Raw genomic sequence first — 22,838 nt, 5'->3', positions numbered from 1 at the left:
CGCGTAGACCCATTATAAAAAGCGGCATGCTAAAACTCTTTTCTAATGGCGACAAGGATTTTCACTTTTAGCCGCAAAGTAAGCTTGTCGAAAACATCAGAAGGTGTGCAGGATACCCATCTGGACGCCACGGAGGTCGCCGCCCGGCAGCGGCGAGCGGATTTGGGCGCCGGGCGCCACCACCGCCGCGCCCACCAGCGCGAAACTGTTGCGCCGGCCCTGCTGGTTGAGATGGGCCAGCGCGCCATACAAGGTGGTGCGGGTCGACAGCAGGTACAGGTACAGCGCGCTCAACTGGTCGGCATCGCCGTGGCCGGGGCCGGCCAGGCGGTCGCGCAGGCCGGCCCAGCCTACCGACACCGAGTGGGGTCCGGCGGCCCGGTAGCGCAGCGAGAGCGAATACACGGCGCTATGCTGGCTGGCGTCGGAGCGGGTTTCGCGTCCGGCCGCGGCAAACAGGGTCCAGCCATGGCCTGCATCCCACGAACCGCCCATGCTGCTACGGCGCGCGCTGTAGGGCAGGCCGGCATTCTTCACCAGTTGATAGTTGGCGCCCCAGTACCAGCCCTCGCCCACGGCTTCGGCGGCCAGGTGCGTGCTCTGGTTGGCCGCCACCTCGGCGGCGGGAGCCGCGCCGCCGCTGGCGCCGCGCGCCACCAGCGCCTGCAAGGTCAAGCCATGCCAGGCGGGGGAGAAATAGCCGATCGCATTGTCGATCCGGGGCGGCGCGCCGAACAGATTGTTCCAGCCCGAAGCCTGGGTGGCGCTGGTGAAGGCGTCAAACTTGCCATTCATGTAAAACTGCGGGGTGTTCTGCCGTCCCAGGCGCAACTCGCCCGGCGCTCCCGCCAGGCCCAGCCAGGCCTGCCGGTTGAACAGGCGGTTGCTGTCGGCCTGGCCGCCGACATCGCCGTCCAGTCCCGCTTCCAGCAGGAACTGGCCACGCCAGCCGCCGCCCAGCTCCTCGCGCCCGCGCAGGCCGATCCGGCTGGCCAACAGGCCGCTGGCGTCGAGGCGGACCACCGGTTCCAGGCCGTCGGCATGCAGGCGGGTGGCAAAGGTATCGAGCACGCCGAACACGGTCAGCTGGGCCTGTGCCGGCAGCGGCAACAGCGCCGCACCCACGACGGCCAGGCAGGCGGCCCGGCGCCATCGTCCATCGGTGAAGATACGCATAGGTCCCCGCTCGGCGGCGCAGTCATCGGCTAGCTGCAACTATTCTCTGACTGCAAACTCAGTTATGCTTGGATGAAACGCTTTGCAACCTCCAAGGTTACCCGCTAAATGCCCTACGCGACAGCATTGCTGACCGCCCTTTGCACCACTGTCGCGCTGTGCTGCGTCCTGCCCGTGTGTGCGCAGCCGGCATCGGCCGGCCCCCATGTGGCACTGACGCAACAGGAACAGGACTGGCTGCAAGCCCATCCGGTGCTGAACATGGCCCTGGACCAGCACAACCCGCCCATGATCTTCCGCCGCGCCGATGCCGACGGCGCCTCCTATGCCGGCGCCTGCTTCGAGTATGCGGAGCTGGTAGCGCGCTACACCGGCCTGCGCTTCCGCTATGAGGGCTCGAGCTGGAACGAGGCGCTGACCAAGGGCATGGAACACAAGGTCGACGGCGTGCTGTGCGCGCGCGACCGGCCCGAACGCAGGGGCCAGCTGAATTTCTCGGCGCCCTATCTCGAATTGCCCATCGCCATGGCAACCCGCAGCGACCATGCCGACGTCCATAGCCTGAGCAGCCTGGGCACGCAGCGCGTGGCCGTGGTGCGCGGCACGGTGCGGGTGCCGGTGCTGCGGGCGCGCTGTCCGAGCTGCACGGTGATCGAGGTCGACAACCCGCAGCAGGGCATGGAGCGCTTGCTGCAGGGCCAGGCCGATGGTTATTTCGACGACCTGCCGGTGGTGCAGCGGGCGCTGGGCACGGCGAGCGCGCCGCTGAAGATCGCGCTGCTGTACTACGATTCGGAGGCGGCCACGATCCGCCTGGCGTTGCGCAACGATGCGCCGGAACTGCTGTCCATCGTCAACAAGGGCGTGGCCGCCATTCCGGCCGCCGACCATGAACGGATACGGGCGCGCTGGCTGGGCGGCGCCGAGGGCGCCAGCGTGCAGCGCGAACTGGCGCTGACGCCGGCCCAGCGCAGCTGGCTGGCGGCCCACCCGGTGATACGGGTCGGGGTCGATATCGGCCGCGCCCCGGTTGAATTCCTGGGCGAGGATGGCAAGCCGGGCGGCATCGCGATCGAGTTCCTGCGCCGCGTGGAGGAAATGCTGGGCGTGCACTTCACGCTGGTGCAGGGCAAGAGCGTGGCCGAACTGGTCGGCCAGGTCGAGCGGCGCGACGTCGACATGATGTCGGCGATTTCCCAGACCCCGAACCGCCAGCGCTTCATGCTGGTGACCGAGCCTTACCTGAGCACGCCCGTGGTGCTGTACACCGTGGGCGGCGCCATGGCCACGGGCGGCCTGAGCGCATTGGCCGGCAAGCGGGTCGCGGTCAGCTCGCGCGCCAGCATCGTCGAGGCCATGCAGCGCGACTGGCCGACGATACAGGCGGTCCCGACCGATAACTTCCGCGAAGCGACCAAGCTGCTGCGCCAGGGCCAGGTCAGCGCCGTGGCCGGGCCGCTGCTGACCGGCGCCCACCAGTTGGTCGAGCTGGGCAGCGGCGATATCCGCGTGTCCGGCGAAACCGACTATACCTACCGCATCGGCATGGGCGTGCGCAGCGACTGGGCCGAGCTGCTGCCGATCCTGAACCAGGCGCTGGCCGCGATACCGAAAAGCGAGCGTGACGGATTCCGCCAGAAATGGGCCGTGGTGCGCTACGACCATGAGACCGACTACCGGCCGCTGTACGCGCTGGGGCTGGCGATGCTGTTCGCGCTGCTGTTCATCTTGCAGCTGCGGCGGATGGTCAAGCGCCGCACCGCCGAGCTGCACGGCGAGGTGCAGATGCGCCGCGCGCGCGAGGAGGAAATCCAGCAGCTGAACGCGGCGCTGGAACTGCGGGTCCGGCAGCGCACCGCCGAACTGCAGCAGGCCAACGAGGATTTGCGCACCGCCGCCGACCAGCTGGTGCAGACGGAAAAAGTGGCGTCGCTGGGACGGCTGGTGGCCGGCATCGCGCACGAGCTGAATACACCGCTGGGCAGCACGCTGACCGCGTCCACCACCCTGAAGGCACACCTGACAGCGTTCCGCCATGGCTTGTCGGCCGGCACGCTGAAGCGTTCCAGCGCCGACGATTTCATCGGCCAATGCCTGCAGGCCTGCGACATCATCGAGCGCAACGCCTACCGCGCGGCCGGGCTGATCGACAATTTCAAGGAACTGGCGGTGGACCAGGCCAGCGCGCGGCGGCGCCGTTTCCCGCTGCGGCGCACGGTGGAGGAAGTGATCGCCACCCACCACAACGCCTGGAAAAGCACGGCCCACCGTATCGAACTGGAGATCGACGACAGCCTGGCGCTGGACAGCTTCCCCGGCCCGCTGGCGCAAGTCGTCTCCAACCTGCTGGAGAACACGCTGGTGCACGGCTTCGCCGGCACCGCGAACGGGACGGTGCGGATACAGGCCCGGTTGCACGGCGACCGCATCGAGCTGCACTATGCCGACGACGGCGCCGGCATCCCGGCCGAATTCCGCAACAAGATCTACGATCCCTTCTTCACCACCCGGCTCGGCCAGGGCGGCTCGGGACTCGGCCTGTACATCGTGCAAACCCTGGTGACCGGCGTGCTGGGCGGCCATATCGTGGTGCATAGCGACGCCGGCCAGGGCACCGCTTTCCACATGACGCTGCCGGTGTGCGCGCCCGACCTGACCGACAGCACGGCGGTCGCCGCGCACGGCATGGTGCCGGTGCGGGAACACGCCGCGCTGGCCCATGCCGAGGTCCCGCTGCCGCCGCAGTAGTCAGCCGGCCGGCGGCATCAGCTTGCGCTGGCGTTCCTCGCGCGGCGTATTGCCGAACAGCGCGCCGAAGGCGGTGGAAAAATGCGAGCCGGACGAGAAGCCGCACATCAGCCCCACCTGCACGATCGAATGATTCGTCTCCAGCAGCAGCTGGCGCGCGCGCTGCAGGCGCAGCTCCAGGTAGTAGCGCGACGGCAGGCTGCCGAGGTATTGCTTGAACAAGCGCTCCAGCTGGCGGCGCGACAGGCCGACCAGGTTGGCGATGTCGTCGGTGGACAGCGGTTCCTCGATATTGGTTTCCATCAGCGTCACCGCCTCGGACAGGCGCGGCTGCAAGGCGCCGAAGCGGGCCTGCAGGGCGACCCGCTGACGCTCCTCGTGGCCACGCACACGCTCGATGCACAGGCTCTCCTTGATGGCCGCCTGCGCGGTGGCGCCGAACAGGCTCTCGATCAAGGTCAGCGAGAAATCGATGGAGGCGGCGCCGCCGCAGCAGCTCAGGTGGCGGCCGTCCAGCTCGAACAAATGCGGGGTCAGGATGGCGCGTTCGCTGATGCCCTCGGTATCGGCGTACAAGGCCCACGGCAGCGCGATGCGCACGCCGGCCATCAGCCCGGCGGCGGCCAGCCACAGCACGCCGGCGCCGACGCCGCCCCAGTAGTCGGCCGAGCGGCAGCGCTCGATGACGGCGCGGCTCAGCTCGGGCGCCAGCGGCGCCTGTTCCTCGTCGGCCACCAGCAAGGCCAGATGCCAGCCCGGCTGGGCCAGCACCACTTGCGCGGGGGTCATGGTTTGCAGCTGCAGCACATCGCGGCCCAGCGTGGCGGCGGCCAGGCGCAGCGGCTGCACCAGGCCGGCCCAGGTGATCGCGTCCGCCTCGCCCGCGTTCACCAGCAGCACGCGCAAAGGCCGCTGCTGGGCAAGACCGGAAAGATTAGCGAAGGACATCGGGCGACAAAGGCATCTTTATAGTTAAGTGCGGCCCGGCTACTCCGGCGCCAGGGCGGCGGCGGGACGTTCGGTGCTCCACTGGCTCACTATCATACCGGAGATCAGCAGCGCCGCGCCGAGCAGGCCGTTCCATGCCAGCGTCTCGCCCAGCCAGAAATAGGCGAAGATCGCCGCGCAGCCCGGCTCGAAGGCGTAGATCACGGCCGCCTCGTTGGCGCTGCTGCGGCTCTGGCCCCAGGTTTGCAGCGAGATGATGGCCGCTGTCGCGATCACGCCGAGGTAGATCAGGTTGACGCTGTACATCTGCAAGCCCTTGGAAATGTAGGCGATGTAATCCGGCAGATCCTGGCTGCGCTCGGCCACGCCCAGCGGCACCTCGCGTATCAGCAGCCAGCCGGCGGCGCACAGCGCCACCGTGACGATCTGCGAGGCGGTCAGCACCATCAGTTTCTCGACCTTGCGGGTGGTGGTTTCCATCAGCTTGACGTAGATGCCGAAGAACAGCGCGCACAGCAGCGCCAGCGTATCGCCGCGGCCCCAGGTGAAACTGCCCTCCCAGCACAGCGCGAACAGGCCGGCCAGCGCCAGCACCAGCGCGTAGAGGATGCGGCGCTCCAGCTTCGCCCCCAGCAGGACGCCCAGCAGCGGCGGCACCAGCACGTTGAGGCCGGTAACGAAGGCGTTGCGGTTGGAGCTGGTCAGCGCCAGCCCTTCGATCTGGAAGACGTAGCACAGGAACAACACAAAGCCGGCCGCGGCGCCCCAGCGCAGGTCGCGCCAGCGGGCGCGCCACAGGAAAGGCAGCAGCAACAGGCTGGCCAGCGCGAAGCGGCACAGCACGATCCAGCTGGCCGACAGATAGCCGGTCATGTCCTTCATGGCGGGGAAAGTCGTGCCCCAGACCAGGGTCACGATCAGCAGTGCGGCGATGCCGCGCAAGTGTTGAGGCATGGGTTTTCTTGTCAATATTGTAGTCCGGCATATCTTACCTCGCCGGGGGCCGCTAGTGCGAACCGGCTATAATCACGGTCTATGGGTGAACGATTCTTGAAAAGTATCCGGCTGCTGGCCGAATGCATGCAGGGCTATGAACGGCTCTCCGGCGAATACGTGCGCCGGAGCGGCTTGACGCACGCCCAGTTCGACATCATCGCCACGCTGGGCAATACGCCCGGCATGTCTTACAAGGAATTGGGCGACAAGACGCTGATCACCAAGGGGACGCTGACCGGCGTGATCGAGCGGCTGGAACAAAAAGGCCTGGTGGAACGTCAGCGCAGCGACTGCGACAAACGTTCCTTCTTTGTCCGTTTGACCCGCGAAGGCGAGCAGGTGTTTTGCACGGTGTTCCCTCACGTCATCGCGGAAAGCGGCAAAGCGTTTGCGCAATATAGCGACGACGACTTCGCCGACCTTGAAAAAAGCCTGTCCAAGCTCAAAACTGTGATTATGAACGGCGGACCCGGATGCCCGTCCACCCTCGACTCAACCAAGGAAATCATTTGAAAACGACTCTGCTCGAAGGCAAAAAGCCTGCCAAGTTCGACAAACACATTATCGGCAACCTGCTGCTCAACGTCGCCACCCCGGACGAAGTGCGCCAGGAAAAACTGCTCATCGGCGTCCGCAATGAAGCCGGTGAAATCTATCGCCTGATCGGCGCGACCAAGCACAACAGCTTCATGAACGCCATCGAAGAGCTGTTCGACCTGGGCCTGGTCGACGAATTGCAAGACACCGACGCCACCCAGGACGGCTGCGACGCCATCTTCAGCGAGCAGTAAAAACCCGCCGAAGGCGCGCGTTGCGTCGCAGAAAAGTATTTTCAGAAAAAGTGCCTATGGGCAATATTCGAGAGTATAATTTTTTTGCATGGACAGACTCGACGCCTTCAAGACTATCGCTGCTCAGGCGAGCCGGGGGGAACTGACGTTCCCGGCCAACGTCAACGCTTCGCTGCGCCTGCAGCAGGCGCTGAGCGATCCCGACTGCCATTTTGAAGCGGCGGCCAAGCTGATCCAGGCAGACCCGTTGCTGGCGGCGCGCAGCGTCGCCATCGCCAACTCGGTCGCCTACAACCGTTCCGGTACTGAAATTTCCAGCGTGCGCGCGGCGGTGCAGCGGCTCGGCGTGCGCACCTTGCAATCGCTGGTCGCGGCGCTGATCGTGCGCCAGATCGGCAACCAGGTCACCGATCCCAAGCTGCTCGCCAAGGTCAACCAATTGTGGGAGCACACCGCGCATGTGGCGGCGCTGTCGCAGGTGATCGCGCGCCGCGTCACCCACGTCGATCCGGATACCGCGCTGTTCGCCGGCATCGTGCACGAGGTGGCGGGCTTCTACATGCTGTCCTGCGCCGGCGAGTATCCGGAAGTGATGGAAGGCGAACCGGAGGATTGGGTCGAGCATGGCGAGGTCGAGATCGGCCGCGGCGTGCTGACCAAGCTGGGCGTACCGGACGGCGTCTACAAGTCCCTTGAGGCGATGTGGGTCGGCCTGCGGGCGCTGCCGCCGGAAACGCTGGGCGACACGCTGCTGCTGGCCAACGACCTGGCGCCGGTCCATTCTCCGCTGCACCAGCGTCCCGGCGCCACCACGCTGCAGGGTGCGCGCACCATCGACTTCGTGGTCGGCGAAGGCACGCTGCACGCCATCATGACCGAATCGGCGCTGGAAGTGCAGTCGCTGTACTCGGTGCTGATGCTGTAGGCAAAAAAAAGCCCGCTAGGCAGCGGGCGAAGTCCAAAACTAGGGATCTCCTCCAGAGGAGACAAGTCCAGAATACCCGCCCTGCCCCGTCCGCTCTGTGCGCCAGTTCACATAACTGCATCTTTTTTTCAACATTACCAAACCGGCACGGTTTGCTTCCATGCGTCCAGTTGCTGGATGCGGCCATACCACGCCATCAGCTTCGGGTACTGAGTGACCGGCAACTTAGCTTGCTCGGTGTACATCAGCGATGCGGCCACCGCGAAATCGGCCAGACTGAGCTGGTCGCCGACCAGCCAGTCGCGGCCGGCAAGGTGCTGCTCCAGCACGGCGGCAAACTGCGCCACCTGGCGGCCGGCGCGATCGATCTCCTGCTGATCGGGACCGCCGTTGCCGGTCAAGCCCTTCCAGATGTTTTCATAGACGATGACGCCCAGCGCCGGCGAGAAATGCTGGCAGGTCCACAACATCCAGCGGTTGATGTCGGCACGCACCAGGATGTTGTCGGGATACAGCTTCTGGCCGTGGGTGCGGTCGGCCAGGTACTGCATGATGGCGCAGGATTCCCACAGCGTGAACTCGCCGTCCTGCAGCACCGGCACCTTGCTGTTGGGATTGAGCGCTACCAGCCGGCGGCGGTCTTCCTGGTTCATCAGGTTGACTTCAGTCAGCTCCAGTTGCGAGCCCATATGGATGGCGGCCAGCATCACGCGGCGGCCGTTGGAAGAAGCGGGGTGGTGATATAAGCGCATGTGAAGTCTCCGATGAGTGGGTTGAGGACTTCATCGTAAGACCAGGCCGCGACAGTTTTTGTCAGTAGTCTTCGCGGATATTGTGTTCCTTGCGCCAAGTCTTCAACAGATCGTGCCGACGCGCCGGATAGCGCTGCCCCAGCGACTCCACGGAGGCGATGCGGTCGATGCGGAAGTGGCGGAACGCCATGCGCATCTCGCACCACGCGGCCAGCAAGCGCTTGCCCTCCAGGAAAGCCAGCGCGAACGGCCAGACGATACGGTCCGACGGCTTGCCGTGTTCATCCTGGTAGGCCATGCGCAGCCGGTGCTGGTAGCGGATCGCCTCGCGCACCGGGCGCACGTGGACGTCGCTCGGCGCCGACTGGTCCATTCCCATCGGCACCCACAAGCTGGTTTCCGCCATGTCGTCGCGCAGGTCTTTCGGCGTCGCGGCGGCGATCTTGGCCAGGGCGCTGTTGGCGGCGACGGCCAGCGATTCATCGCCCTGTCTTCGCACCCAGCGCGCGCCCAGCACCAGCGCCTCCAGTTCGTCGGCGCCGAACATCAGCGGCGGCAGGAAGAAGCCCGCCTTCAGCATGTAGCCCACGCCCGCTTCGCCTTCCAGCGGTGCGCCAAGGCCGGTCAGGGTCTGGATGTCGCGGTAGATGGTGCGTTCGGAGACGCCCAGCTGTTCGGCCAGGCGGGCGGCGGTGACGGGACGGCGGTAGCCGCGCATCGCGTCCATCAATAGGAAAAGTCGGCCGGTGCGGCTCATCGTTAAGGTCTCACTCCAACAGGAAGTTGCGCGGTGGCGCCTCCAGTTGGGCGCTCTCGTCTGCAGTTTCGTCCTTCAGCGCGACGCCGGAGAGCTGGCGTTTGCGCGACTCGGACAACAGGTAGTGAAGCTTGAACGCTGCGGCCTCGCAGGTCAAGCCCGCCGGCCGCACATTCGAGATGCAATTGCGGCTGGCGTCGGTGAGGCCGGGGCGCGGCGCCCAGGTCAGATAGAGGCCCATGCTGTCCGGCGAGCTGAGGCCGGGGCGTTCGCCGATCAGGACGACGACGGCGCGTGCCCCCAGCAAATGCGCGACCTCGTCGCCAACCGCGACGCGGCCTTGCCGCACGATGGCCAGCGGCGCGATGTTCCACTGCTCGGCCGACAGGCGGACCATCAGCGCGCGCAGCAAGGGCAGCGCGTTCTGTTCGATGGCCAGCGCCGACAGGCCGTCTGCTACGACAAGTGCGAGGTCGTAGCCCGGCAACGGCGACCCGGCGGGCGCGGAGACGAGCAGAGGGCCAGGCGCGGCGGCGCTCGCGCACTGCAATGCCTCCAACGTTTGCCGCGACGCGTCGTCGAGCTTGCGGCCCAGGTCAGGGCGCTGCAGGTAGACGTGGCGGTTCTCAGCAGCGCTGTGCAGGCTCACGCAAGGCTGGCCGCATGCCTCGCTCAGCTTCGCCGCCAGCGCCTTGTGATCGAGCGCCAGATGCACAGCGTCGCGCGCACGCGCATGCGCCAGCTGGAACGCCAGTTGCGACGCGGTCGGCTGGCTCACGCCACTGCGTCCCAGCGCGATGCGCGCCGCCGTAAAGCGCCGCAGCGGCAGCCAGGGATTCTCCGTCACGCCCAGCGCCGCAGGTCCGTCCGCGCGTCCGCCCGCCGGCAGATCGCTACTCATGTGCCTTCAACCGCAGCAAGGCATTGCTGAACGCCGCTGGCAGCTTGCCGCTCGGCCGATCGCCTTCGAAGATGTCCATCGCCTGCAGCCACGCCTCAAACTCCGGCGCCGGCTTCAAGCCCAGCACGCGCCGCGCATACAGCGCGTCATGGAACGACGTGGTCTGGTAATTGAGCATGATGTCGTCCGCGCCCGGCACGCCCATCACGAACGTGCAGCCCGCCGCGCCGAGCATGGTCAGCAGCACGTCCATGTCGTCCTGGTCCGCCTCGGCGTGATTGGTGTAGCAGACATCGCAGCCCATCGGCAGGCCAAGCAGCTTGGCGCAAAAATGATCCTCCAGCCCGGCCCGCGTGATCTGCTTGCCGTCGTACAGATACTCCGGCCCGATGAAGCCCACCACCGAATTCACCAGCAGCGGCTGGAAGCGCCGCGCCACCGCGTAGGCGCGCGCCTCGCAGGTCTGCTGGTCGACGCCGTGGTGCGCATTGGCAGACAGCGCGCTGCCCTGCCCCGTCTCGAAATACATCACGTTATCGCCGACCGTGCCGCGCTTCAGGGACAGCGCCGCCTGCCGCGCCTCGGCCAGCAGCGACAGCGTCACCCCGAAGCCCGCGTTGGCCGCCTCGGTGCCCGCGATCGACTGGAACACCAGATCCACCGGCGCGCCGCGCTCGATGGCGGCAATGGTGTTGGTCACATGGGTCAACACGCAGGACTGCGTGGGGATGTCGTAGCGCGCGATGATCTCGTCCAGCATGGAGACGATCCTGATCACCTGCGGCACATTGTCGGTGGCCGGATTGATGCCGATGACGGCGTCGCCGCTGCCGTACAGCAGGCCGTCGAGCAGGCTGGCCGCGATGCCGGTCGCATCGTCGGTCGGATGGTTGGGCTGCAGGCGCGTGGACATCCGCCCCGGCAGACCGATGGTATTGCGGAAGCGCGTCGTCACGCTGCACTTCCTGGCCACCAGCACCAGGTCCTGCACGCGCATGATCTTGGACACGGCCGCCGCCATCTCCGGCGTGATCCCCGGCGACAGCGCCATCAGCGCTGCGGTGTCGGTCTCGTCGCTTAGCAGCCAGTTGCGGAAATCGCCCACGGCCAGATGCGCAATGGGCGCGAAGGCGGCCGCATCATGCGTATCGACGATCAGCCGCGTCACCTCGTCCTGCTCGTAAGGAATCACCGATTCATTGACAAAGGTGGTCAGCGGCAGCGTGGCCAGCGTCATCTGCGCCGCCACGCGCTCCTCGGCGCTGGCCGCGCCGAGGCCGGCGAGATAGTCGCCCGAACGCGCCGGCGTCGCCTTGGCCAGCAAGTCCTTCAGATCGCGGAACTGATACGTCCTGCTGCCGACCGTGTGCGAAAAGCTGCCCATCGCTCCCCTTTCGATTACGCTGCCGCGCGCTCCAGGCGTTTGGCTTTTGTGGTCAGGAAGAAACCATAACCACAGGCCAGGAAGATCGCGAACAAGCCGAATATCAGGGGATTGTAATAGATCATGGTCGCCATGCAGACAATCGCGCCCACCAGTGCGAACGCCGGAAACACCGGATAGAACGGCGCCCGGAACGGCCGCGCCATGTCCGGCTCAGCGCGGCGCAGCTTGAAGAGGCTCAGCATGCTGATGATGTACATCGTAATCGCGCCGAACACCGACATCGTCACGATATTCGCGGTCAGCGTCTGGCCGCCGATCTTGATCAGCTCATCGCTGTAGATCGCCGCGATGCCGACCACGCCGCCGGCCAGGATGGCGCGATGCGGCGTCTTGAAGCGCGGGTGTATCTTCGCGAAATACGACGGCAGGTAAGCCTCGCGCGCCAGCGCATAGATCTGCCGCGAGTAGCCGAGGATGATGCCGTGGAAGGATGCGATCAGGCCGAACAGCCCGAGCCACACCAGCATGTGCAGCCAGTTGCTGTTTTCGCCGACGATGGCCTTCATCGCCTGCGGCAGCGGGTCGTTGATGTTGGACAGCCTGGTCCAGTCGCCCGCGCCGCCGGCAAACACCATCACGCCGACCGCCAGCAGCACCAGCGTGATGATGCCGGCGATGTAGGCGATCGGAATGGAGCGCTGCGGATCCTTGGCCTCCTCCGCCGCCATCGCCACGCCCTCGATCGCCAGGAAGAACCAGATCGCAAACGGAATCGCCGCGAACATGCCCGGTATCGCGGCCATGCTGAAATGATCCTGTCCCGCCCAGCCGCCCTTGACGAAGTTCGCCGCCGAGAAGCCCGGCGACACCACGCCCATGAACACCAGCAGCTCGAAGATCGCCAGCAGGGTCACCAGCAATTCAAACGTGGCCGCGACCTGCACACCGAGGATATTCAGCGCCATGAAGACCAGGTAGGCGCCGACCGCCGCCAGCTTGGGATCGACCGTTGGAAACTGCACGTTCAGGTAGGCGCCGATGGCCAGCGCGATCGCCGGCGGCGCGAACACAAACTCGATCAGCGTCGCCGCCCCGGCCAGGTAGCCGCCGGCCGGCCCGAACGCCCGCTTGCTGTAGGCGAATGGTCCGCCGGCGTGCGGAATCGACGTGGTCAGTTCGGTGAAGCTGAAGATGAAAGTCGCGTACATCGCGGCGATGAACAGCGCCGTGACGGTAAAGCCCAGCGTACCGGCCGAAGCCCAGCCGTAGCTCCAGCCGAAATATTCGCCCGAAATCACCAGCCCGACCGCGATGCCCCACAGTTGAAACGTGCCCAGCGTTTGCTGCAAAGTTGGTTTCATAGTTCGCTCCTCCGAAGTATTAACCATTATGCAAGCAACATGCCAGCAGGCGCCAGGGCAGAGTCCTGCAGCGCCGCACGCGAATGGTGCGGCAAGGACTACGGTTGCGCCATCCCCAGCGCGGCGCCTGCGGCGATCAGCAGCACGGGATTCAATTTGGTGCGCAACAGGATCACGGCGGACACGACGGTCAGCAGGCCCGCGCGCCAATCCGCGTTGGACATCTGCGCAAACAGCCAGCCGGTGGCGGCCAGAAAGCCTATCGATATAGGAGCGAACGCGCTGCTCAACGCCGCCGACAGGCGGCCGCTGATGCGCGCGGTATTCATGCGAACCGCCGTCAGCGTGAGCAGCGTCGATGGCACCAGCACCGCCAGCGTGGTCATGATCGCACCGGACCAGCCGGCGACCAGCCAGCCGACCAGCGAAATGAACAGCAGGTTGGGCCCCGGGGCCGCCTGCGCGATCGCATATGCGGCGGCAAACTGTTCGTTGGTCAGCCAATGCTGGCCTTCGACGACGTAGTGGCCGACCTGCGGGCCGAGCAGCACCACGCCGCCGCCCACCGCCGTCAGCGACATCACCGCGATGTGCAGCGACAGTTGGCCAACCGGAGATTGCTCATTCATTTTTTTCTCCCATCAGATATGCGGCCGCCGTGCCCAAGGGCGCCAGCAGGCAAAAGACAACGAGCAGCTTCCACTGCAGCAGCCCCAGGCCGATAAAGGCCAGCACCAGCAACGCCGCCTTCAGGCGATAGCGGCGGTCATGCCAGTCGGCCTTGGCGAACAAGGACATCGCCATTTTTGCCGCCGTCGCCAGGATCAGTCCCGACGCCACCGCAGCCATGCCGCCGATGGCGTGCCGGAACAGCGGCAACTCGCCGAAGCGCTGGTACACGATGCCCAGCCCGAGCACAATGAAGAACGGTCCGATGATCAGGCCGCTGATCGCGGCCAGCGCGCCGGCGATACCCGCATAGCGGTTGCCCACCATCAGGGAGACGTTGCAGATGCTGGGCCCCGGCAGCATCTGGCTCACGGCGAGGTAATGTGCAAACTCCTCCGCCGTCAGCCATTTTTGCTGTTCGACCAGTGCGCGGTAGGCGAACGGCATCACGCCGCCAAAGCCCATCAGCGCCAGTTTGGAGAAGACCAGGAAGATGGTCGGTAAGGTTGGCTTGTTCACGGGACGAATTTTCGTCCCTGGTGAAATATAAGTAAAATGAGTTTATTTAGACTATTCATTCATTTTACTAATGAAAATCGACATACTCGGCGTGCAGGCATTTGTCGCGATTGCGGACCAGGGCGGCTTCCAGAAAGCGGCGGAAACGCTGCACGTCACGCAAACCGCCGTCACGCAACGCCTGCGCAACCTGGAGGATTTCCTCGGCGTCAAGCTGGTCGAGCGCACCACGCGCTCGATCGCGCTGACCAGCATCGGCAAGGATTTCCTGCCGCAGGCGCGGCGCCTGCTGCAGGAACTGTCGTCGACGCTGAACGAAATCCGCGAGACCGGCAAGGCCCGGCGCGGCGACGTGACGATCGCCTGCGTGCCGACGGTGGGCATACAATACCTGCCGCAGATCATCCAGGAATACTCGGCGCGCTTCCCCGACAACCGCATCAAGATTCTCGACCACGCCTCATCGCGGGTGGCCGAGACGGTGCTGCGCAGGGAGGCGGAATTCGGCATCAACCTGGCCGGCTCCAATCACCCGGAACTGACCTCGGTGCCGCTGCTGGAAGACCAGTTCGTGCTGGTGTGCCGCGACGATCATCCGCTGGCGCGGCGCCGCGCGCTGACCTGGGCGCAGATCCAACCCTATCCGCTGATCTTCTCCGGCGACGTCAACGGCAACCGCGCCGTGCTGGACAGCTACCTGGGCAGCAAGAGCCTGAACCTGACGCTGCACTTCCAATATGAGGTCCAGCGCAGTTCCACCGCCGTCGGCCTGGTGGCGTCGGGCATCTCGGCCGCCATCGTGCCCAATCTCGGCATACAAAAGGGCAGCTATCCGCGCCTGCGCATCATCAAGCTGAAAGACCCTGTCATCTCGCGCCAGCTGGCGCTCATCACGCGCAAGGCCGGCCACCTGTCGCCGGCGGCGCAGGCGCTGTACGACATGGTCGTGCGCACCAAATAAAGAAAAATCCCTCCCGGGCGCGAACGCCGGGGAGGGATTTTTTTGCGAAGCCGGAGATGCTTAGACTACAGCGCCATCCGTTTCGTCTTTTTCCTTGATCGGCTTGATCAGGTCTTCGCGCTTCACGCCCAGCCACATGGCCACTGCGGCAGCCACGAACACCGACGAGTAGATACCGAAGCAGATACCGATGGTCAGCGCCATCGCGAAGTAGTGCAGCGTCGGACCGCCCAGGAACAGCATCGACAGCACCATCATCTGCGTGCAGCCGTGGGTGATGATGGTACGCGAGATGGTCGAGGTGATCGCGTTGTCGATCACTTCATGCACCGACGCCTTGCGCTGCTTGCGGAAGTTTTCGCGGATACGGTCGAAGATCACCACCGATTCGTTGACCGAGTAGCCCAGCACCGCCAGCACACCGGCCAGCACCGTCAGCGAGAACTCCCACTGGAAGAAGGCGAAGAAGCCCAGGATGATGACCACGTCGTGCAAGTTCGCGATAATCGCCGCCACTGCGAATTTCCATTCGAAGCGCACGGCCAGATAGATCATCACGCCGATGATCACCATCACCAGCGCATTCAGGCCGTTCTGCGTCAGCTCGTCGCCGACCTGCGGGCCGACGAATTCCACTTTCTGCAGCGACACCAGTTCAGCGCCGGCAGCATCGCTGCACGATTGCTTGACCACGTGCTCGCCCTTGGCGGTCACGTTGTCGACCTGCTTCAGCGCGCCGCTTTCGGCCTTGCACAGCGCATCGAACACCAGCGCCGAAGCATCCTTGGAGGTGATGTTCTTGACCACCGGCAGACGCAACATCACGTCGTGCGCGGTGCCGAAACCGGTGGCTTCAGGCTGCTCGTAGCCGATGGTCTCCAGCGTGTGGCGTATCTTTTCCAGATTCGCCGCCTGTTGGTACTTCAGCTCCATCACGGTGCCGCCGGTGAATTCCACCGAGAAATGCAGCCCGCGATGCAGCAGGAAGAACACGGCCGCCACGAAGGTCAACGCCGAAATGACGTTGAACACCAGCGCGTGGCGCATGAACGGTATGTCTTTTTTAATGCGGAAAAATTCCATGTCGTGAGCCTCTGAGTTATTTCGTCAGGCCAGGCACCCAGACGGTGCCGATAGCGATCGATTGCAGCTTCTTCTTACGGCCGTACCAGAGGTTGACCACGCCGCGCGAGATAAACACAGCGGAGAACATCGACGTCAGGATACCCAGCGTGTGCACCACGGCGAAGCCGCGGATCGGACCCGAGCCGAACACCCACAGCGCCACGCCGACGATCAGCGTGGTGACGTTGGAGTCGATGATGGTGGCCCATGCGCGGTCGAAGCCGGCGGCGATCGCGCCCTGCGGCGTGGCGCCTGCGCGCAGCTCTTCGCGGATACGCTCGTTGATCAGCACGTTGGAGTCGATCGCCATACCCAGCGCCAGCGCGATAGCGGCCATGCCCGGCAGGGTCAGGGTCGCCTGCATCAGCGACAGCAGCGCCACCAGCAGCAACAGGTTGCAGGCCAGCGCCAGCACGCTGAAGAAGCCGAACATCATGTAGTAGGCGATCATGAAGATCGCGATCGCGGCGAAGCCGTACATGGTCGAATGCAGGCCCTTGTCGATGTTTTCGGCGCCCAGTTGCGGGCCGATGGTGCGTTCCTCGATCACTTCCATCGGCGCGGCCAGCGCGCCGGAGCGCAGCAGCAGCGCCAGTTCGGCCGAGTTCTCCGCATTGCCCATGCCGGTGATCTGGAAGCGGCTACCCAGTTCGCTCTGGATGGTGGCAACCGACAGCACTTCCGGCTTGCCCTTTTCCTTCAGCACGATGGCCATTTTCTTGCCCACGCGTTCGCGGGTGGCGTCGCGCATGCGTCGGCCGCCGTCGCCGTTCAGGTCGATACCGACGGCAGGCTGACCATTCTGGTCCAGGCTGGCGGTGGCGCTGGAGATGTAATCGCCGGTCAGCACCACATCCTTGGTCAGCACGACCGGCACGCCTTTGCCGACGGTGAACAGCTCGGAGTTAAATGGAATCGCTGCCGACAATTCGGTGCCCGGGGTCACCGATTCGTCGACCATGCGCACTTCCAGGGTCGCGGTGCGGCCGATCACGGCGCGCGCGCGGGCCACGTCCTGCACGCCAGGCAGTTGGACCACGATGCGGTCGGGGCCTTGCTGCTGGATGATAGGCTCTGCCACGCCCAGCTCGTTGACGCGCTTGGACAGGGTGGAGATGTTCTGCTTGACGCCCTCATCGACGGTCTGCTTCAGCGCGACAGGCTTGAGGCTGACGACGGTCTTGAGCGCGTCGCCGCTGCCGGAATCGACGAACAACAGGTCGGAAACCTGGCCGGCCAGCACATCCTTGGCCTTCTGGCGGGTGGCATCGTCGCGGAATTTGATTTCGATGGTGTCGCCGACCAGGTCGATGCCGGCGTGGCGCACGTTCTTGTCGCGCAGCGAGCTGCGGGCCGCGGCCTGGATGCCCTGCACGCGCTTGGTCAGCACGGCCTTGGCGTCCACCTGCATCAGGAAGTGCACGCCGCCGCGCAAGTCGAGGCCGAGGTACATCGGCAGCGCATGCAGGCTTTGCATCCATTTAGGGGTGTCCGATTGCAGGTTCAACGCCACCAGGTAGGTCGGATCGGCCGGATCGGCGTTCAGGCCTTTTTCCAGCACGGACTTGGCGCGGAACTGGATGTCGGGCGTGGCGAAACGGGCGCGCACGGAAGCGTAGGTGCCGCTGCCGTCGAAGGCGATGCCGTTGTTGGCGATGCCTTCCTTGGTCAGCACGTCGGCCACCTTGGCCGCCATGTCGGACGTCATCTTGACGGTCGACTTGCCGCTCGTGACCTGCACCGCCGGCGATTCGCCGAAGTAGTTAGGCGCGGTAAACAGCGCGCCCAGCAGGATGGCTACGGCGATAAGGATGTATTTCCAGACTGGATAGCGATTCATATTGTTCTAGCGTTCGATAGCAGACGTCGGAGGGCCCGCGCGGACGCGGGCCGGCGGGATTACAGCGTCTTCAGGGTGCCCTTAGGCAGGACCAGGGTGATCGAGTTCTTCTGAACCACCAGTTCCGCACCGCTGGAGATTTCCAGGGTGATGTACAGGTCGGCGATCTTGGTGATCTTGCCCAGCACGCCGCCGGCGGTCACCACTTCGTCGCCCTTGGCCAGCGCTTCCATCATGGCCTTTTGTTCCTTGGCGCGCTTCTGCTGAGGACGGATCATCAGGAAGTACATCGCCACGAACATCAGAATCAGGAAACCATACTGGCCCAGGAAGCCGCCGGCGCCGCCGAGCGCTTCGAGTGGATTGGATTGGGCATAAGCATTGGAAATGAACACAGGTGACTCCGATAGGTATAGTTTGAAAAAACAGCGCTGTATTCTAGCACTGGCAAGAAGCCGTTAGGACTTTTACACCCCACGTGCCCTCTCTGCGTGAAATTGCAAGGTCCAGGCGTGAAAACGGTCCTCATCCAGCGCCTCGCGCATCTGGCGCATGATGTCCAGGTAGTAGTGCAGGTTGTGGATGGTGTTCAGGCGCGCGCCCAGGATTTCCTGGGTACGGTTCAGGTGGTGCAGGTAGGCGCGCGAGAAGTTGCGGCAGGCATAGCAGGAGCAGGTGCTGTCCAGCGGTTCCTTGTCTTCCTTATAACGGGCGTTCTTGATCTTGACGTCGCCGAAGCGGGTGAATATCCAGCCGTTGCGGGCGTTACGGGTCGGCATCACGCAGTCGAACATGTCGACGCCGTTGGAGACGCCGGCCACCAGGTCTTCCGGCGTGCCGACGCCCATCAGGTAGTGCGGCTTGTTGGCCGGCAGGCGCGGACCGACGTGCTGCAGCATGCGCATCATGTCTTCCTTCGGCTCGCCCACCGACAGGCCGCCGATGGCGATGCCGGGGAAGTCGATCTCCTCCAGGCCGGCCAGCGATTCGTCGCGCAGGTTTTCGAACATGCCGCCCTGGACGATGCCGAACAGCGCGTTCGGGTTCTCGCCGCGATGGAACTCGTCATGCGACCGTTGCGCCCAGCGCAAGGACATGCGCATCGACCTTGCCGCCTCATCAAGAGTGGCCGGGCGGCCATCGATTTCGTACGGGGTACATTCGTCGAACTGCATGACGATGTCGGAATTCAGCACGCGCTGGATCTGCATCGACACTTCCGGCGACAGGAACAGCTTGTCGCCGTTGATCGGCGAATTGAAATGCACGCCCTCTTCGGTGATCTTGCGCATCGCGCCCAGCGAAAACACCTGGAAACCGCCGGAATCGGTCAGGATGGGCTTGTCCCAGCCCATGAAATCGTGCAGGCCGCCGAACTTGGCCATGACATCGTTGCCCGGGCGCAGCCACAGGTGGAAGGTATTGCCCAGGATGATCTGCGCATCGATTTCCTTCAGTTCCAGCGGCGACATCGCCTTGACCGAACCGTAGGTGCCGACCGGCATGAAAATCGGGGTCTGGACCACGCCGTGGTTCAGTTTCACCTCGCCGCGGCGCGCCTTGGTCAGGCCGCTGCTATCGGTCTTGTGTAATGTAAATTCCAGCATGTAGTTCCTTATTTTGCTCGTGCTTGCGTCGTCAGCAGCATGGCGTCGCCATAGCTGAAGAAGCGGTATTCATGGTCGATCGCGTGGGCGTAGGCCTTGCGGATCTCTTCAAAACCGGCGAAGGCCGACACCAGCATCAGCAGCGTCGATTTAGGCAGGTGGAAATTGGTGATCAGGCGGGTCACCGTCTTGAACTGGTAGCCGGGCGTGATGAACAGCGCGGTATCGGCGCTGCCCGCCTCCAGCTGGCCGCTCTGCGAGGCCGACTCCAGCGCGCGCAGGCTGGTGGTGCCGACCGCCACCACGTCGCGGCCGGCGGCGCGGGTGGCGCGCACGGCGTCCACGGTTTCCTGCGGCATGGTGTACCACTCGGTATGCATCTTGTGCTCGGCCAGCACCTCGGCGCGCACCGGCTGGAAGGTGCCGGCGCCGACGTGCAGCGTGACGTAGGCGAAGTTGACGCCCTTGGCCTTCAGCTCGGCCAGCAGCTTCTCGTCGAAGTGCAGGCCGGCGGTCGGCGCGGCCACCGCGCCCGGCACCTTGTTGAAGACGGTTTGGTAGCGGGTCTCGTCGAACGAATCGGCGTCATGCTCGATGTAGGGCGGCAGCGGCAAACGGCCGTGCGCCTCGATCAGGTCGAACACGTCGGCATCGAAGTGCAGCGTGAAGAACTCGCCGGCGCGCGCGCCGACCGTGACGTCGAAGGCATCGGCCAGGCGGATCTTCACGCCCGGTCCCGGCGACTTCGAGGCGCGCACCTGGGCCAGCACGGTGCGGTTGTCCAGCACGCGCTCGACCAGTGCCTCGATCTTGCCGCCGCTGTCCTTCACGCCGAAGAACCGCGCTTTCAGCACGCGGGTATCGTTCATCACCAGCAGATCGCCGGCCTGCAGCAGGCCGACGATATCGGCGAACTGGCGGTCGATGATCCGCTCGCCGTCCAGATGCAGCAGGCGGGAGGCGCTGCGGTCCGGCAGCGGGAATTGCGCAATGCGTTCTTGCGGCAAGTTAAAATCAAAATCGGAGAGCGAATACATGGCTAACTTCTAAATACTGTTTAAAAACCCAGTTGAGGGCCTAAAGCCTTACAATACCGGCGTTGCTGCCGTCGCTTAATCGCGGCCAACCCTCTATTTTACGCTAGTGCTCGAAAAACGCTCCAATATGCCCGTTTCAACGCCGAAAACCGTTAAAAAGACCGTCAGTCCCGAAGCCAAGCTGGCCAAGCTCGGGCTGCACACGGACATGGACCTGGTGCTGCACCTGCCGATGCGCTACGAGGATGAGACGCAAGTCATCACCATCGAGGAAGCGCGCCTGCACGGCGGCGACACCTCGCAGGTCGAGGGCGTGGTCATCAAGAACGAGATCACCTACAAGCCGCGCAAGCAGCTGCTGGTGCATATCGCCGATGAGACGGGGGACTTGCAGCTGCGCTTCATGAACTTCTACGGCAGCCAGGTCAAGCAGCTGGCCGAGGGTACGCGGGTGCGCGCGCGCGGCGAGCTGAAACACGGCTTCTTCGGCGCCGAGATGGTGCACCCGGCCTACAAGGTGGTCAACGAAGGCGCGCCGTTGCCGACCTCATTGACGCCGGTGTATCCGGCGGGCGAAGGGCTGTCGCAGCCGATACTGCGGCGCGCCATCGGCGACGCGATGAAGCGTGTCGACTGGACCGACACGCTGCCGGCGGAGTTGCGCGCTTCGATGCAGCTGTCGGACTTCGAACCGGCGGTGAAGCTGCTGCACTACCCGCCGCAGCAAGTGGACGAACACGCGCTGGCCGACCGCTCGCATCCGGCGTGGACGCGGGTGAAATTCGACGAGCTGCTGGCGCAGCAGTTGTCGTTGAAGCGCGCACAGCGCGCGCGCCGCTCCAAGGGTGCGGCGGCGTTGAAGGTGGTCGGCGCGCTGTCGGAGAAATTCCAGGCGGCGCTGCCGTTCCAGCTGACCGGCGCGCAGCAGCGCGTACTGACCGAAATCCGCGCCGACCTGCGCCATCCGTATCCGATGCAGCGGCTGCTGCAGGGCGACGTCGGCAGCGGCAAGACCGTGGTCTCGGCGCTGGCCGCCGCGCAGGCGATCGACAGCGGCTTCCAGGCAGCGCTGATGGCGCCGACCGAAATCCTCGCCGACCAGCATTTCCGCAAGATCGCCGCGTGGATGGAGCCGCTGGGCGTCAAGGTCGCGTGGCTGACGGGCAGCTTGAAGAAAAAGGACAAGCTGACCGCCTACGCGCTGATCGAATCGGGCGAAGCGCAGCTGGTGATCGGCACGCACGCGCTGATCCAGGAAGCGGTGATCTTCGCCAACCTCGGCCTGGTCATCGTCGATGAGCAGCACCGCTTCGGCGTCGGCCAGCGCCTGACCTTGCGCAACAAGGGCAACGAAGGCGCGGTCCCGCACCAGCTGATGATGTCGGCCACGCCGATCCCGCGCACGCTGGCGATGACTTATTACGCCGACCTGGAAGTGTCGGTGATCGACGAGCTTCCACCGGGCCGCACGCCGATCGTCACGCGCGCCATCGACCAGAACCGCCGCGACGAAGTGATCGAGCGCGTGCACGCCGCAGCGCTGGAAGGCAAGCAGATTTACTGGGTCTGTCCGCTGATCGAAGAATCGGAAGCGCTGCAGCTGCAAACCGCGACCGACACGCACGCCCTGCTGGCCGAAGCCCTGCCCGACCTTAACGTCGGCCTGGTGCACGGCCGCCTCAAGCCGGCGGAAAAGCAAACGGTAATGGACGCCTTCAGCGCCAACGAAATGCAGGTGCTGGTCGCGACGACGGTGATCGAAGTCGGCGTCGACGTGCCGAATGCGTCGCTGATGGTGATCGAACATGCGGAGCGTTTCGGGCTATCGCAACTGCACCAGCTGCGCGGCCGCGTGGGCCGGGGCTCGGCGGCCAGCGTGTGCCTGCTGCTGTATCAAAGCCCATTGGGCGGTATCGCCAAGCAGCGCCTGATGACGATGCGCGAAACCACGGACGGTTTTGAAATCGCGCGTCGCGACCTGGAAATCCGCGGCCCCGGTGAATTCCTCGGCGCCCGCCAGTCGGGCCAGGCCATGCTGCGCTTCGCCGACCTGGAAACGGACGGCTGGCTGGTCGACCAGGCGCGCGACGTCGCCCACGACCTGCTGCACGCCGACAGCCCCGAAAAAGCCGCCACCGTCGAAGCCCACCTCGCCCGCTGGCTAGGCGGCCGCGAAGAGTTCCTCAAAGTCTAAACTCCGGGGTCAGGTCCAGAATCCGGACACAGGCTCAGCCGTTATCGAGATAGTGCAGAGCTCGTGTCCGGGTTCTGGACCTGACCCCGGATTTAAAAGCACATGTAGAAGCGGTTGGCCAGGTCGACCAGGAAGTCGGGCTGC

The 22,838-nt window shown here is 64.8% G+C and carries 21 protein-coding genes; 6 read left to right on the top strand and 15 right to left on the bottom strand.

The window, feature by feature from the left end; genetic code table 11:
* Positions 1–96: 96 nt before the first annotated feature.
* Positions 97–1,176, bottom strand: a complete 1,080-nt coding sequence (locus ACEN9F_RS21195) for a porin (protein WP_413423026.1) — start codon at positions 1,174–1,176, stop codon at positions 97–99.
* Between the two features lie 108 nt (positions 1,177–1,284).
* On the opposite strand from ACEN9F_RS21195, the gene ACEN9F_RS21190 reads away from it, so the two are divergent.
* Positions 1,285–3,924 (top strand): transporter substrate-binding domain-containing protein, encoded by a 2,640-nt coding sequence (locus ACEN9F_RS21190; RefSeq protein ID WP_413423024.1) that lies wholly within the window; start codon positions 1,285–1,287, stop codon positions 3,922–3,924.
* Here ACEN9F_RS21190 and ACEN9F_RS21185 read toward each other — a convergent pair whose 3' ends face one another.
* Together ACEN9F_RS21185 and ACEN9F_RS21180 are read right to left on the bottom strand one after the other, a co-directional pair.
* Positions 3,925–4,872, bottom strand: coding sequence for a GlxA family transcriptional regulator (locus ACEN9F_RS21185; RefSeq protein ID WP_413423022.1), 948 nt, complete (start codon positions 4,870–4,872; stop codon positions 3,925–3,927).
* Positions 4,873–4,911: 39 nt separating this feature from the next.
* Positions 4,912–5,826: a DMT family transporter gene (locus ACEN9F_RS21180; RefSeq protein WP_413423020.1), complete on the bottom strand. Its 915-nt coding sequence runs from the start codon at positions 5,824–5,826 to the stop codon at positions 4,912–4,914.
* 126 nt (positions 5,827–5,952) lie between these two features.
* Between ACEN9F_RS21180 and ACEN9F_RS21175 the strand changes: the two genes are divergently transcribed.
* From ACEN9F_RS21175 to ACEN9F_RS21165, 3 genes are all read left to right on the top strand, one after another.
* Positions 5,953–6,381: a MarR family winged helix-turn-helix transcriptional regulator gene (locus tag ACEN9F_RS21175; protein WP_413423018.1), complete on the top strand. Its 429-nt coding sequence runs from the start codon at positions 5,953–5,955 to the stop codon at positions 6,379–6,381.
* Positions 6,378–6,659, top strand: a complete 282-nt coding sequence (locus ACEN9F_RS21170) for a hypothetical protein (RefSeq protein ID WP_413423016.1) — start codon at positions 6,378–6,380, stop codon at positions 6,657–6,659. The genes ACEN9F_RS21175 and ACEN9F_RS21170 overlap by 4 nt, the downstream gene beginning before the upstream one ends.
* Positions 6,660–6,747: 88 nt before the next feature.
* Positions 6,748–7,584: an HDOD domain-containing protein gene (locus tag ACEN9F_RS21165; protein WP_413423014.1), complete on the top strand. Its 837-nt coding sequence runs from the start codon at positions 6,748–6,750 to the stop codon at positions 7,582–7,584.
* Positions 7,585–7,718: 134 nt separating this feature from the next.
* Here ACEN9F_RS21165 and ACEN9F_RS21160 read toward each other — a convergent pair whose 3' ends face one another.
* The 7 genes from ACEN9F_RS21160 to ACEN9F_RS21130 form a co-directional block, all read right to left on the bottom strand.
* On the bottom strand, positions 7,719–8,336 hold the full coding sequence (locus ACEN9F_RS21160; protein ID WP_413423012.1) for a glutathione S-transferase family protein: 618 nt from the start codon (positions 8,334–8,336) through the stop codon (positions 7,719–7,721).
* A 61-nt stretch (positions 8,337–8,397) separates the two neighbouring features.
* A complete protein-coding gene (locus ACEN9F_RS21155) occupies positions 8,398–9,093 on the bottom strand; it encodes a helix-turn-helix transcriptional regulator (protein WP_413423010.1) in 696 nt (231 codons plus the stop codon).
* Positions 9,094–9,103: 10 nt separating this feature from the next.
* The gene (gene eutC, locus ACEN9F_RS21150) at positions 9,104–9,994 is read right to left on the bottom strand and encodes an ethanolamine ammonia-lyase subunit EutC (protein ID WP_413423008.1); all 891 of its coding nucleotides are present in this window, start codon (positions 9,992–9,994) and stop codon (positions 9,104–9,106) included.
* Entirely contained in the window at positions 9,987–11,378 is a 1,392-nt protein-coding gene (locus ACEN9F_RS21145; protein WP_413423006.1) for an ethanolamine ammonia-lyase subunit EutB, read from the bottom strand. Before ACEN9F_RS21145 ends, eutC begins: the two co-directional genes overlap by 8 nt.
* 14 nt (positions 11,379–11,392) lie before the next feature.
* The gene (gene eat, locus ACEN9F_RS21140) at positions 11,393–12,742 is read right to left on the bottom strand and encodes an ethanolamine permease (RefSeq protein WP_413423004.1); all 1,350 of its coding nucleotides are present in this window, start codon (positions 12,740–12,742) and stop codon (positions 11,393–11,395) included.
* Between the two features lie 98 nt (positions 12,743–12,840).
* Positions 12,841–13,371, bottom strand: coding sequence for a chromate transporter (locus ACEN9F_RS21135; RefSeq protein ID WP_413423002.1), 531 nt, complete (start codon positions 13,369–13,371; stop codon positions 12,841–12,843).
* A complete protein-coding gene (locus tag ACEN9F_RS21130) occupies positions 13,364–13,930 on the bottom strand; it encodes a chromate transporter (protein ID WP_413423000.1) in 567 nt (188 codons plus the stop codon). Before ACEN9F_RS21130 ends, ACEN9F_RS21135 begins: the two co-directional genes overlap by 8 nt.
* A 70-nt stretch (positions 13,931–14,000) precedes the next feature.
* Between ACEN9F_RS21130 and ACEN9F_RS21125 the strand changes: the two genes are divergently transcribed.
* A complete protein-coding gene (locus ACEN9F_RS21125) occupies positions 14,001–14,891 on the top strand; it encodes a LysR family transcriptional regulator (protein ID WP_413422998.1) in 891 nt (296 codons plus the stop codon).
* Positions 14,892–14,951: 60 nt separating this feature from the next.
* Here the strand turns inward: ACEN9F_RS21125 and secF are convergent, their stop codons facing one another.
* The 5 genes from secF to queA form a co-directional block, all read right to left on the bottom strand.
* A complete protein-coding gene (gene secF / locus ACEN9F_RS21120) occupies positions 14,952–15,974 on the bottom strand; it encodes a protein translocase subunit SecF (RefSeq protein ID WP_413422996.1) in 1,023 nt (340 codons plus the stop codon).
* 16 nt (positions 15,975–15,990) lie between these two features.
* On the bottom strand, positions 15,991–17,856 hold the full coding sequence (gene secD / locus ACEN9F_RS21115; RefSeq protein ID WP_413422994.1) for a protein translocase subunit SecD: 1,866 nt from the start codon (positions 17,854–17,856) through the stop codon (positions 15,991–15,993).
* Positions 17,857–17,915: 59 nt separating this feature from the next.
* Positions 17,916–18,251 carry a preprotein translocase subunit YajC gene (yajC, locus tag ACEN9F_RS21110; RefSeq protein WP_413422992.1) on the bottom strand — a complete coding sequence of 112 codons (336 nt, stop codon included), beginning with the start codon at positions 18,249–18,251 and terminating at the stop codon, positions 17,916–17,918.
* Between the two features lie 72 nt (positions 18,252–18,323).
* Positions 18,324–19,463, bottom strand: coding sequence for a tRNA guanosine(34) transglycosylase Tgt (tgt, locus tag ACEN9F_RS21105; protein WP_413422991.1), 1,140 nt, complete (start codon positions 19,461–19,463; stop codon positions 18,324–18,326).
* An 8-nt stretch (positions 19,464–19,471) separates the two neighbouring features.
* Positions 19,472–20,500, bottom strand: coding sequence for a tRNA preQ1(34) S-adenosylmethionine ribosyltransferase-isomerase QueA (gene queA, locus ACEN9F_RS21100; RefSeq protein ID WP_413422989.1), 1,029 nt, complete (start codon positions 20,498–20,500; stop codon positions 19,472–19,474).
* Positions 20,501–20,627: 127 nt separating this feature from the next.
* Here queA and recG point away from each other — a divergent pair, with 127 nt between their 5' ends.
* Positions 20,628–22,694, top strand: a complete 2,067-nt coding sequence (gene recG / locus ACEN9F_RS21095; RefSeq protein ID WP_413422987.1) for an ATP-dependent DNA helicase RecG — start codon at positions 20,628–20,630, stop codon at positions 22,692–22,694.
* Positions 22,695–22,838: the final 144 nt, after the last annotated feature.

The organism is Duganella sp. CT11-25 (genome assembly GCF_047302815.1).
GTDB lineage: Bacteria > Pseudomonadota > Gammaproteobacteria > Burkholderiales > Burkholderiaceae_D > Rugamonas.
This window is presented reverse-complemented; position numbering and strand designations above follow the sequence as displayed.

Coding starts and splice junctions, on each gene's coding strand:
- queA (WP_413422989.1), bottom strand. CDS start 20,500: ATGTATTCGCTCTCCGATTTTGATTTTAACTTGCCGCAAGAACGCATT.
- ACEN9F_RS21165 (WP_413423014.1), top strand. CDS start 6,748: ATGGACAGACTCGACGCCTTCAAGACTATCGCTGCTCAGGCGAGCCGG.
- ACEN9F_RS21155 (WP_413423010.1), bottom strand. CDS start 9,093: ATGAGCCGCACCGGCCGACTTTTCCTATTGATGGACGCGATGCGCGGC.
- recG (WP_413422987.1), top strand. CDS start 20,628: ATGCCCGTTTCAACGCCGAAAACCGTTAAAAAGACCGTCAGTCCCGAA.
- ACEN9F_RS21160 (WP_413423012.1), bottom strand. CDS start 8,336: ATGCGCTTATATCACCACCCCGCTTCTTCCAACGGCCGCCGCGTGATG.
- ACEN9F_RS21145 (WP_413423006.1), bottom strand. CDS start 11,378: ATGGGCAGCTTTTCGCACACGGTCGGCAGCAGGACGTATCAGTTCCGC.
- ACEN9F_RS21175 (WP_413423018.1), top strand. CDS start 5,953: ATGCAGGGCTATGAACGGCTCTCCGGCGAATACGTGCGCCGGAGCGGC.
- ACEN9F_RS21125 (WP_413422998.1), top strand. CDS start 14,001: ATGAAAATCGACATACTCGGCGTGCAGGCATTTGTCGCGATTGCGGAC.
- ACEN9F_RS21180 (WP_413423020.1), bottom strand. CDS start 5,826: ATGCCTCAACACTTGCGCGGCATCGCCGCACTGCTGATCGTGACCCTG.
- secF (WP_413422996.1), bottom strand. CDS start 15,974: ATGGAATTTTTCCGCATTAAAAAAGACATACCGTTCATGCGCCACGCG.
- eat (WP_413423004.1), bottom strand. CDS start 12,742: ATGAAACCAACTTTGCAGCAAACGCTGGGCACGTTTCAACTGTGGGGC.
- ACEN9F_RS21185 (WP_413423022.1), bottom strand. CDS start 4,872: ATGTCCTTCGCTAATCTTTCCGGTCTTGCCCAGCAGCGGCCTTTGCGC.
- eutC (WP_413423008.1), bottom strand. CDS start 9,994: ATGAGTAGCGATCTGCCGGCGGGCGGACGCGCGGACGGACCTGCGGCG.
- ACEN9F_RS21195 (WP_413423026.1), bottom strand. CDS start 1,176: ATGCGTATCTTCACCGATGGACGATGGCGCCGGGCCGCCTGCCTGGCC.
- tgt (WP_413422991.1), bottom strand. CDS start 19,463: ATGCTGGAATTTACATTACACAAGACCGATAGCAGCGGCCTGACCAAG.
- secD (WP_413422994.1), bottom strand. CDS start 17,856: ATGAATCGCTATCCAGTCTGGAAATACATCCTTATCGCCGTAGCCATC.
- ACEN9F_RS21190 (WP_413423024.1), top strand. CDS start 1,285: ATGCCCTACGCGACAGCATTGCTGACCGCCCTTTGCACCACTGTCGCG.
- ACEN9F_RS21135 (WP_413423002.1), bottom strand. CDS start 13,371: ATGAATGAGCAATCTCCGGTTGGCCAACTGTCGCTGCACATCGCGGTG.